Genomic DNA, 10,736 nt, shown 5'->3' on the forward strand with positions numbered 1-10,736 from the left:
CCGTTATAATTGTGCTTTAACACCTAACTTTTCTAATACTAACTTAAAGTTGGCTTGACGCTCTTTAACGTTATGCACTTCACCACTTTCACAAACAGTGTCAGGACAGCCACGGTTTACAATACCTGAAACGTCATCAATAAATTGCGTACCTTTCAGGCCACCATCAACGTATTTTTTAATTTCGTTGTAGTAGTTCCAATCGGCATATTGACCACCTTCATTTGAGTATTCTTGTACTGATGTTACCCAGTAGAATAAACCTGCAATCCACTTAATTTCTTTGTTCTCTTCAGAGCTACAAATCAAGCCTGGATTCGAACATAAATCAAGATCTGCATATAATGGATTCGCCGGTGGAGCTTCAACCGTTACACCATCAATCGTTTTACCAATCGTTGCAGGATCAACGTGTGAACGGCCTAAGTAATGGTTAAGGGTACCAAAGTTCTGACGACCCGTAGTTTGAATTACACCACGACCCCACCAGCCACAACCTTCAACACTTTCTTGACTGCTACCATCCCAAAGGAATGTACCCGCTTTTTGGCCAACGTAAGTTTTACATTCATCACGTTCCCATACTTGCTTTGACGTATCTACATTTTCTGGCACATCATTACAGTGACCGCTGTTCGTCCAACGACCAACATGACCATTAACCAGCAAACCGCGCTCTTCTAATACAGCGTTAGGCGCTGCAAAGACTGGAGCTGGCGCGCCATACCATTTAGCATGCGTTAGTGCACTGACTTCCATCTTGTTATCACGAGGGCAAGAGTAAGCGTAATCTAAGCCAGAATCAGGGTTTACACCGTAATCTGCGTATTTCTGACCTAACTGACCACAACTTGCTGACATTGGATAATCGGCTGGTGCACCATATTTTACTTCAGACCAGTTATTTTCATCACACGCGTTGTAACGAATGGTTTCTTGCATACTTTGTGCTAAGAAAGCAGCAATCGCAACTTTGGCATAAGTGATGTTAGTTGCATCATCTGCTTCATCATTTAATAACCAGAACTTATTGCCTGCAACACCAATGTTATGCATCGCATTTAAGCCATCAAGGAAATCATTCCACTTATAAACAGTCGATGGGATCCACTGTGATTGTGGTGTTTCATATAAGAATGCTTCATTGTCCATCACATTTTCTGCGTTTGCTAACGCTTTATTCAACGCTTCAATACGTGTTAATGAACCTTTTTCTAACTCTTCACCCACATAGTACAATGGTACTTTTACCGCTTGATACTGTTCAATTTTATCGGTTAAAGTAGCCGTATCTTTGTTAAACAAAATAGCAAAAATATTACTGAAAGCCGCTTTACGAATTTGCGCTTTATGCGAGCTATCACCCATAAAGTAGTTAGCAGCTTGATCTGTTGGCATATCCGCTAACATTGCAGGAACTTTAGCATAATCAGTTACTTGCTTAACATACTCTAGTGCGTTATGCCATTGTTCATTTGACAACATTGCCGTTGTTTCTGGCTTAGTAAATGTAATAAAGTCAGCTTTAGTTGCACTGTCTGCTTTATAAAGCGCAAGCTTATTTAATAACTCGGCGGTGTAATTAGACGCCGCATTCCATACAGATTGACGACCAGAATGAGGATTATAAGCAAAATCGCCAATACTTAGAGACCAACCAAACGTCGCTTCTGGTGCAAGTGTCGATATAATCAGGTTATGAGCTTGTGCCCAACCTTTTAGATCATTGCTAAGTGCATTGATCGCATCAATATCAATTTTGCTGCCAGTACTATCAACCGCTTTAATTAGGGCTTCTTTAACGGCAATCTTCTCTGAAGACAATCCTTTATCTTGCGTTGCTTTATCAAGCACATCACTATTAATAATAATAGATGAAGAACTTGCTTGTGCAGCCATTTCAATCATTGATACAAATGTAGCGGTTAGCTTATCTACATCAGCTAAATCTGCACTATTACTCGTTTCAATCGTTAATGTTGCAGGAGCAGTTAAAGATGGGCTTGCAACCACAAAGGTATTTGGCCAACCCGCGACTTCCAGACGTACAGGATCCATCGGATTTGGTAATGAAAGAAGCGGCGCCGTGCCAGGTTCTGAACCATCACAATTTAGATGTAAAGCCCATGTACTGTCACTACCCGGTTTGCTTTGTGTCCAATAAATTGCAGAATAAGCAATATTGTTATTAACCATAATATCACCAGTGGTTGCATGATCGCCACGCGTCCAGTCTGGGTAAACATTAAACTCTTCACACAATCCACCCGGAGGCGTTACTGGCGGCTCTACTGTTTCTTCTTTAACGGTAATACTTAAACTTGTGCTAGAAGAAAGAGCTTGTGCATCAGTTGCGATAGCGCTCAGTGTTACGCTACCTGTTTGAGTCGGTTGCCAATCACAACTAAATGTATTTGCTACAGCCGCATCAAATGTACAGATTTGTTGGTTATTCGCATTAACAACCAATGTCGTTAAGTCTTTATCTGCATCTGATGCATTAATAGAAATAGAAACAGTGTCAGTTTTATTAACAGTTGAACCATTCGTTGGTGAAGTAAATGTCACCACTGGCGCGGTAAAGTCGTCATTACCTTCAGCTTCTACTTTTACAGAAACAGATTTTTGTTCGATTTTTTGATTATTTTTATCAAACACAAAGATATTAATCGCTGCACTACCTGCTTCACTTGGCGTCCAAGTTTGCGAATAAAGTAGATTACTTTGATCAATGGCTTTTTCAGCTAATTTAGTATTATTAACCCAAAACTCAACTTTAGTTGCCAATTCACCATCAATGCGGGCTTTGATTACAATCGCTTCATTAACTTTCAATAACTGGCTAGCTACTGGAGATAAAATTGATAATTCTGTCACATCAGGTTCAGGTGAAGGCTCACCAGAACATTCAGTCAACGCCCAGAACCATGAACTAGCACTTGGTGCTTCCCATAGACCAGGATTATTTTGAGCAATAAAGCACTGTCCGTCATATGACACAACATCGCCATTTTTGACTTGGGTTGTACCCGGAATGAAAGGAATAATACCACCTAAATCTGGGTTTGGATTCGGCTCTGGTTCAGGTTCAGGTTCTGGCTCAGGATTTGGGTTTGGATTTGGTTCACCTGAACATTCAGCGGCATCCCAAAACCATGAATCAACACTTGGCGATTCCCATACCCCTGGGTTATTTTTTGCAACGAAACATTCGCCATTATAGGAAACCATGTCTCCATTCTGAACTATTGTTTTGCCAGGAACAAAAGAAACGACATTAACATCAGAAGCATATGCATTGCCGCTGATCATAACGCTGAATAGAGCCGCTGTTATTTTATTTGTTTTTTTCACTTAATTTCCTAAGTATGTCCACTCGCTTCAACAGACCTAAATATTTCATCCTCTATGATTCTTATATAGTTGCATTCCATACAACCGATCTATATTTAATGTTTTGTTTTCACTAATGAAGTGTTATTAACCAATATGGTTTCATATATTATATAACTAAATATTATGGCTATCACCACTCTAGCTAATAGGTTTATGTAACAAACAATTAAAAGATACCGAAAGATGTAACGAGTGATTAGAAACCGTAAGGATTTGTGAGAAGTGTAATAATTCGCGCCTTCATTATGACAGTGACGACTCGAATTCAATACTTAGTATCATGCAGTCATATATAACTGATTATTTTAGATTAAGGCTTTTTGTCGGTCTGAAATAAGGTAACATAGCAACATGAATGCTAACGTATTAGATAGCACATTTTTTAGATAAGAATAGGTTAAAATCAATGGATTACCAACATTACTATGAAGCTATGATCGAAATTTTAGTTGATAATTTTGATACAGATATTGGTGAATACAATGGTGAAATTGAATTGTCTATCGATGAATATAACGACAGCTGCACGATTGCCACAGAATTTAATGTCGCTTATAACCCAGAACATACAGTATTAGAAGTATTACGCAGATCAACACCTGAAGTGGCTGAAATCACCTCTTACATTGTTTCTGCGCCAGCATTGGGATGTTTGGTGGATTACTTAGAAGACGAGCTAATTGTTGATTTTGAAGATTAATTTTCTTTACTAATATTTTACATATAAAAAAAGCTAATAGTTATCGCTGTTAGCTTTTTTATTAAAAACAGCTTTAGTCTGTATTTTTACAACGATTATTCCAATTAACGATATGTTGTGACTAATATTTTGTGCTAAAGGTATTAATTATGGTAAATATCAATTGAAGATTACTTAATGTTCGATACCATAAGACAACTAATCACTCATAATAGCTATTCCATCGCAAAATGGTATGAGGTAAAGGATGCAACCCAAAATATATATCAAACTAAAAGAGACTATTTGGAAAGTCACCATTAATGGTCAATGGTTACCGATAGATAAAGCTGAAGTTATTGATGTTAAAGTCCCTTTTATTGATGAATATACGCATTTTAACGATATTATCAGCCTTCATTTTAATGAAAGTGAAATTTTGACCAATTTAGGATAGCGCTATATCCTGCATGACGGCTTAATATTGAGATCATACTCACTGTCATCACAGCGAGTATGATAAACATCATCTCTCTTCTTTACTGCCACTAACACCTCAACTATAAAACGTAATACTTATTTAAAAATCACAAAGAATAGCCATAAGTCTAAGCTCAAGATTGCTAATCAGCTCAATTACGTCATTATTACAAAAAAAACTAACGCTTAGCCATTTCAGAAAATTTATATTGGCACAACAAGATGACAGGTATAACACAGATTGTGGTGGTAATAATGTCAGTTAATGTATGGTACTTCTGATGCATCATTAAAGCAGCATAACCGACCATTGAAAGTACCATCACTCCCCTTAATTTGGGACTGTATACAAGAAAGTAACCAATAAAGACTAAGGCAATAGCAGTGTGAGTACTGTAATCCAAATTAAACGCAGGCCAAATACCAACTGAATTATCGAGAAACATAACCGCATAAATAAAAGCCGTTGAAAGCAATATGCCACTCAGCGCGAATAACCCACTTCTCAACCCCTGCTCACGTCCTAATAACACCATGCTAATAACGCACATAACGACAATCATTGGGGTATAAAGATCAGCAATAAAAGCCCATTGTTCAAAACTCATTATTATTATTTTCCAAACAAATAACGTCTATATTCACATAGATAACGGGTTATTTCATCTTTTTAAGGTGCAAAGATTTGAACCCTGCTGTAAGTTTACTGTACTTTTGTTTAAACGTAAAAAAGCCGCTAATAAATAGCGGCTTTTTAATGTGTGGCGGAGTTGATTTGGGCATTAGTGGATGTGAACCCGCTTTTATTGCACCAATTAAATACATCACTATTTTATTCAGACGAAAAAAAGCCAACATCTAAATGTTGGCTTTTTAGTAATTTGGCGGAGAGATAGGGATTTGAACCCTAGATACGCTATAAACGTATGCTGGTTTTCAAGACCAGTGCTTTCAACCGCTCAGCCATCTCTCCATGGCGCGTATAATACAATTCACATTAGCTGCTGTAAACTCAAAAACGATCAACTGATTAATTTTAAAACGTTTTTTAATGTATTTTACCTAACAGATACAGTTAGATAACTAAAACCATTCATCTGTGGTTATTAAACAAACACTTTCTATGTTTCTCTTTTAGCGTCACTATCTTTATTTTCGTTATATCAGCAATGATCCGTTATAATAGAAACAGTTACCTCATTATTAAATTGAAAAAAACATGGCGAATAAATCAGACTTTACGGATGAAGAATATCAAGCTTTTGCTCAGCTAATGGATTCCTACAATCGAACCTTTGCAATTTCACTCACCACCCTCCTTTTATCTATCCTAGGTTTTATTGTTGCTGAAACTCAAATAGGTTACGCCATCACTGATACTATCCGTTGGATATTTGGCTTATTGGTTGTATTACCTTTAACGATTACGGTTATTGGCTCAAAACGAGATTTTAATAGTTTGGCATTTAGCATGCCAAAAACGATTCTCTATTCAGTACTCAATGCAGTGAGCCTGATTACTATTATTGTGCTGGTTTTTAATCTTAATTAACACCTCTGCTGATTATCATTCTCACCTCTCATTATTTTCTTCCGATCATGAACCGCCAACACATTGACGGTTCAAAAACAAATTTAAACATTAATCAATTGATAACAAACAAATAAATTATAACATGCATTTTAAATACCCCTTTACTGTTGACAGAATCCACCCCTCGACATAACATGTATTCAAAATACAACTTAAAGCGTTAAAGGAATTTAAAAATGGCTGTTCATGTTAAAAACAATATTACTTGGGTTGGTCAACGTGATTGGGAAGTGCGTGATTTTCATGGTACCGAATATAAAACAACCCGTGGCACAAGCTATAATAGTTATTTAATTCGTGAAGGCAAAAATGTACTCATCGATACAGTTGATCACAAATTCACATTAGCTTTCCTACAAAATTTAGAACAAGAAATTGATCTTAATGATATTGATTTTATCGTTATTAACCATGCTGAAGAAGATCATGCTGGTGCTCTAAGTGAATTAATGAGCCGTATTCCTAATACACCTATCTATTGTACTGAAAACGCAATTGACTCAATCGTTGGTCATCACCATCATCCTGAGTGGAACTTTAACACCGTCAAAACAGGCGATACGCTTGATATTGGTAATGGTAAAGCATTAGTGTTTGTTGAAACACCAATGTTGCACTGGCCTGATAGCATGATGACTTACATGACAGAAGATGCGGTTCTATTTAGTAATGATGCTTTTGGTCAACATTACTGTGATGAGCGTTTATTTAATGACGAAGTCGACCAAAACGAATTGCTTGATCAGTGCCTACGTTATTACGCAAATATTTTGACACCATTTAGCCCACTGGTTACTAATAAGATTAAAGAAGTTCTCGGCTTTAACCTTCCAGTAGACATGGTTGCAACCTCACACGGTGTCATTTGGCGTGATAATCCAACTCAAATAATTGAGAAATACCTTGAGTGGGCCGATCAATATCAAGAAAACCGCATCACTATTTTCTATGATTCGATGTCAAATAATACCCGCATGATGGCAGATGCAATTGCACAAGGGATCACTGAAGAAGATAATCAAGTCATTGTGCGTATTTTCAATGTTGCTCGTCATGATAAAAATGAAATTATTTCCAATATGTTCCGCTCTAAAGGGATACTTGTCGGCTCATCAACAATGAACAATGTCATGATGCCTAAAGTTGCAGGCTTACTGGAAGAAATCACTGGCTTACGCTTTAAAAATAAAAAAGCGGGTGCATTTGGTAGTTATGGTTGGAACGGTGGTGCTGTTGATCGTATTCATGCACGCTTAACTGATGCTGGCTTCTTTACTACCATTGGCCTTAAAACCAAGTGGCGTCCAGATGGTAAAGCACTACAAGAATGCCGTGATCATGGTAAAAAGATCGCTAAAGAATGGGCTCAAACTGAACGTCCTTATGATCATTACGCACCTTTCACTACCAAAGTAACACCAGCAGCAACACTACAAGTCGCGATTGATATTCCTGAAATAGTAGAACAAACAGGCGTTGTTGAAGTAGAACCCGCAACAGATACAAAAACCACATGTTGTACACAAGCAACCAGTGGTCAAAAAATGTTATGTACTGTTTGTCAATGGGTTTACGATCCTGCACTTGGTGAACCGAATCAAGATGTTACCCCTGGTACTGCTTGGGAAGATGTGCCTGATAGTTTCCTTTGCCCAGAATGTGGTATTGGTAAAGAAGTATTTGAACCTATCAACTAAATGAAATGAGAGCTAACAATGTCAAATCCAATTATTGTCATTGGTAGTGGCTTCGCTGCTTACCAATGGGTGAAATCGTTTAGAAAACTGGATCAACATACTGCCATTACTTTAGTAACTGCGGATCAAGGTGCTGATTATTCTAAACCAGAACTAAGCCATGTATTTAGTCGTCATCAACAAGCGACAGATCTTATTAAACAAACCGCCGCTGAGTTTGCAGCAGAATATAATATTAAGTTAATAACAGAAACGGTTATTAAGGAAATTAATACTACGCAACAATGGGTATATTTCAATCAACAACAATTGCAGTATTCTTCGTTAATTATTGCAACGGGTGCTATATCATTTATACCGAAGTTTGCAGGTAATGCGACCGATAAGATCATAACCTTAAATAGTCTGTCTGAATTACAGCAAAACCAATTACAAATAAATGCCGCAAAGCATATTACTATTTTAGGCGCGGGTTTAATTGGTACTGAAATAGCCATTGATTTAGCTACCGCTGGTAAACAAATTACATTGTGCGATAAAGCCGCTGCCATGATGCCCGCTTTACTGCCAGATTTTATTGCCGCAGAGCTACACCAAGTGTTAAGTCAAAAAGACATCGACCTTCAGTTAAATGCCACAATCAGTGAAATTAACACTGATGGTGAACAGATGATAATTTCACAGCAGGGAAAAGAGGATATACATACAGATATCATCATTGCTGCTATGGGATTAGCACCAAGGCTTCAATTAGCACAACAAGCTGGAATTAGTACTAATCGAGGAATTATTGTCAATAATATGCTACAAACCTCAGCCACTAACGTCTACGCTATTGGCGATTGTGCTGAGATCAACGGTAAACTTAGTGCATTTATTCAACCCATCATGTTATCAGCGATAGCACTGGCTAAAACATTGGCAGGAACACCAACACCGTTATCATTACCACCAATGTTAATTAAAGCTAAAACACCGTGGTTACCATTAAGTTTAGCTGGGATCACAACCGCATTGGATATCCATTGGCAGATTGAACGAGATCATGACGGTTATATTGCTAAAGCACATACAGCAGATCAAACGTTAATTGGATTTATCGCTTCTCATAATAAACAAAAACAAGTATTTGCATTGTTAAGACAGTTGCCTCCTGCATTATAAAAATATCGATATTATATATATCTTTAAGCCCACTTTTACGGTGGGCTTTGTCATTTATTGATACTCTCACAATAAATATTTAATGATCTATCACTCAATCATCCATTCTATTTTTTATAAAATATTAAAATAAATAGTTTATCAATTTAAATATCTTTTTATTTTAATATATTTATTCTATCTATACTTTCTCAAGATCAAACTTATCATTGCAATGTAATGATTCAAGCATTTCGCTATGAGGTAGACCATGATACTCAACATGATAAGAGCGTTTATGCTCATCAAGATGATTTTCTAGATTTTTTAACATTAGAAGTGCTGTGTTTCGACTACAGAAAAATGCATCAACAAAAGTAAGAAGTTCGCCACATTTAAGTTTTATCAGACATAATGTAAGCGAAGGTAACTTATCAATCATTTTTTTTATTGAATCGTTATAATCATCACTAATCGCCGTTTTTACATCATAAATATGTATCTCTGGAAATAGTATCGTATCTTTTCCAATTTCTTGTTCAAATAAATTTTCTATAATAAAAGCTGCATCATTAACATATACAGTTCTTAAACATTCATCGAACTCAGATAAATAGTGCATTAATTTATTGGGTTCTTTAACAAATGAATGAATACAGTCTAAAGTATCATGGTGGGTATGATTAAAATTTTTCATCATGTTGTCCTAATATTATTGTTTTTATATTAAATACCTATATTTAATGAATTGATAGTCACTAAAATGAAAACTTCCTTTATGAAAAAAGAAGACATACAACGATTTCAATCTATACCAAAAATCATTAAATACGAATAAAAAACACCAACGGAGCTAAGAGGGAATTATATGGTGATAAGATCCAGTACCCTGCACTCTCGAAAGCTATTTTTACTGAATTTCAAACGTAAAAAAGCCCGCAATTGCTTGCGGGCTTTTCTATTTGGCTCCCTCTACTGAAGTTAAACCAATGATATGTGAATTAACAGTCCGCCAAGCTTCTAATAAAAAGAAACCAACTGAACTAAGAAAGAATTATATGGTGATAAGATCCAGTACCCTGCACTCTCGAAAGCTATTTTTACTGAATTTCAAACGTAAAAAAGCCCGCAATTGCTTGCGGGCTTTTCTATTTGGCTTCCTCTACTGAAGTTAAACCAATGATATGTGAATTAACAGTCCGCCAAGCTTCTAATAAAAAGAAACCAACTGAACTAAGAAGGAATTATATGGTGATAAGATCCAGTACCCTGCACTCTCGAAAGCTATTTTTACTGAATTTCAAACGTAAAAAAGCCCGCAATTACTTGCGGGCTTTTCTATTTGGCTTCACTCTACTGGACTTGAACCCGTGATACACGGATTAAGAGTCCGCTAATCTTCCCAATAAAAAGCACCAACTGAACTAAGAGGGAATTGTTTAGTGATGAGATCTGATATTCTGCACTCTCAAAAACTATTTTTACTGAATTTCAAACGTAAAAAAGCCCGCAATTGCTTGCGGGCTTTTCTATTCTTCTTCACTCTACTGGACTTGAACCAGTGACATGTAAATTAACAGTCCGCTAATCTTCCCAATAAAAAACACCAACTGAACTAAGTGAAGTGGTCAAGTAAAACTGTACACCTTTATAGGTGTTTAAATTAAGCGGCTGCTTCCATCACCACTGGCGGTAAATAGTTGTTATAACTATGGCCCCGCTTAGTGTTGTAATGCTGCAATATATA

8 protein-coding genes and 3 tRNA genes are annotated in these 10,736 nt (G+C 36.7%); 5 read left to right on the top strand and 6 right to left on the bottom strand.

Features of this window, described 5'->3' with window-relative positions; all coding sequences use genetic code 11:
- Positions 1–3: 3 nt before the first annotated feature.
- Positions 4–3,354, bottom strand: coding sequence for an Ig-like domain-containing protein (locus tag CIK00_RS14285; protein ID WP_167388566.1), 3,351 nt, complete (start codon positions 3,352–3,354; stop codon positions 4–6).
- A 448-nt stretch (positions 3,355–3,802) separates the two neighbouring features.
- Between CIK00_RS14285 and CIK00_RS14290 the strand changes: the two genes are divergently transcribed.
- Both CIK00_RS14290 and CIK00_RS14295 read left to right on the top strand, forming a co-directional pair.
- The gene (locus tag CIK00_RS14290) at positions 3,803–4,096 is read left to right on the top strand and encodes a hypothetical protein (RefSeq protein WP_101769502.1); all 294 of its coding nucleotides are present in this window, start codon (positions 3,803–3,805) and stop codon (positions 4,094–4,096) included.
- Between the two features lie 247 nt (positions 4,097–4,343).
- Positions 4,344–4,532, top strand: coding sequence for a hypothetical protein (locus CIK00_RS14295; RefSeq protein WP_101769503.1), 189 nt, complete (start codon positions 4,344–4,346; stop codon positions 4,530–4,532).
- A 202-nt stretch (positions 4,533–4,734) separates the two neighbouring features.
- On the opposite strand, the gene CIK00_RS14300 is transcribed toward CIK00_RS14295, so the two are convergent.
- Positions 4,735–5,163, bottom strand: coding sequence for a hypothetical protein (locus tag CIK00_RS14300; RefSeq protein WP_101769504.1), 429 nt, complete (start codon positions 5,161–5,163; stop codon positions 4,735–4,737).
- A gap of 274 nt (positions 5,164–5,437) precedes the next feature.
- A tRNA-Ser gene (locus CIK00_RS14310) sits at positions 5,438–5,528 on the bottom strand.
- A gap of 246 nt (positions 5,529–5,774) precedes the next feature.
- On the opposite strand from CIK00_RS14310, the gene CIK00_RS14315 reads away from it, so the two are divergent.
- From CIK00_RS14315 to norW, 3 genes are all read left to right on the top strand, one after another.
- Positions 5,775–6,107 carry a hypothetical protein gene (locus CIK00_RS14315; RefSeq protein WP_101769506.1) on the top strand — a complete coding sequence of 111 codons (333 nt, stop codon included), beginning with the start codon at positions 5,775–5,777 and terminating at the stop codon, positions 6,105–6,107.
- Between the two features lie 218 nt (positions 6,108–6,325).
- The gene (gene norV, locus CIK00_RS14320; RefSeq protein WP_101769507.1) at positions 6,326–7,846 is read left to right on the top strand and encodes an anaerobic nitric oxide reductase flavorubredoxin; all 1,521 of its coding nucleotides are present in this window, start codon (positions 6,326–6,328) and stop codon (positions 7,844–7,846) included.
- An 18-nt stretch (positions 7,847–7,864) separates the two neighbouring features.
- On the top strand, positions 7,865–9,010 hold the full coding sequence (gene norW / locus CIK00_RS14325) for an NADH:flavorubredoxin reductase NorW (RefSeq protein WP_101769508.1): 1,146 nt from the start codon (positions 7,865–7,867) through the stop codon (positions 9,008–9,010).
- Positions 9,011–9,191: 181 nt separating this feature from the next.
- On the opposite strand, the gene CIK00_RS14330 is transcribed toward norW, so the two are convergent.
- The 3 genes from CIK00_RS14330 to CIK00_RS21340 form a co-directional block, all read right to left on the bottom strand.
- Complete coding sequence (locus tag CIK00_RS14330) at positions 9,192–9,686, bottom strand: hypothetical protein (protein WP_101769509.1); 495 nt, start codon at positions 9,684–9,686, stop codon at positions 9,192–9,194.
- A 646-nt stretch (positions 9,687–10,332) separates the two neighbouring features.
- A tRNA-Lys gene (locus tag CIK00_RS14335) sits at positions 10,333–10,424 on the bottom strand.
- A 103-nt stretch (positions 10,425–10,527) separates the two neighbouring features.
- Positions 10,528–10,617: transfer RNA gene (locus CIK00_RS21340), tRNA-Asn, on the bottom strand.
- Between the last annotated feature and the right edge of the window lie 119 nt (positions 10,618–10,736).

It is taken from the genome of Photobacterium carnosum (assembly GCF_002849605.1).
GTDB lineage: Bacteria > Pseudomonadota > Gammaproteobacteria > Enterobacterales > Vibrionaceae > Photobacterium > Photobacterium carnosum.

Excerpts from the sequence above, each read along its gene's own strand:
- CIK00_RS14300 (WP_101769504.1), bottom strand. The coding sequence starts at position 5,163 with ATGAGTTTTGAACAATGGGCTTTTATTGCTGATCTTTATACCCCAATG.
- CIK00_RS14315 (WP_101769506.1), top strand. The coding sequence starts at position 5,775 with ATGGCGAATAAATCAGACTTTACGGATGAAGAATATCAAGCTTTTGCT.
- norW (WP_101769508.1), top strand. The coding sequence starts at position 7,865 with ATGTCAAATCCAATTATTGTCATTGGTAGTGGCTTCGCTGCTTACCAA.
- CIK00_RS14295 (WP_101769503.1), top strand. The coding sequence starts at position 4,344 with ATGCAACCCAAAATATATATCAAACTAAAAGAGACTATTTGGAAAGTC.
- norV (WP_101769507.1), top strand. The coding sequence starts at position 6,326 with ATGGCTGTTCATGTTAAAAACAATATTACTTGGGTTGGTCAACGTGAT.
- CIK00_RS14330 (WP_101769509.1), bottom strand. The coding sequence starts at position 9,686 with ATGAAAAATTTTAATCATACCCACCATGATACTTTAGACTGTATTCAT.
- CIK00_RS14290 (WP_101769502.1), top strand. The coding sequence starts at position 3,803 with ATGGATTACCAACATTACTATGAAGCTATGATCGAAATTTTAGTTGAT.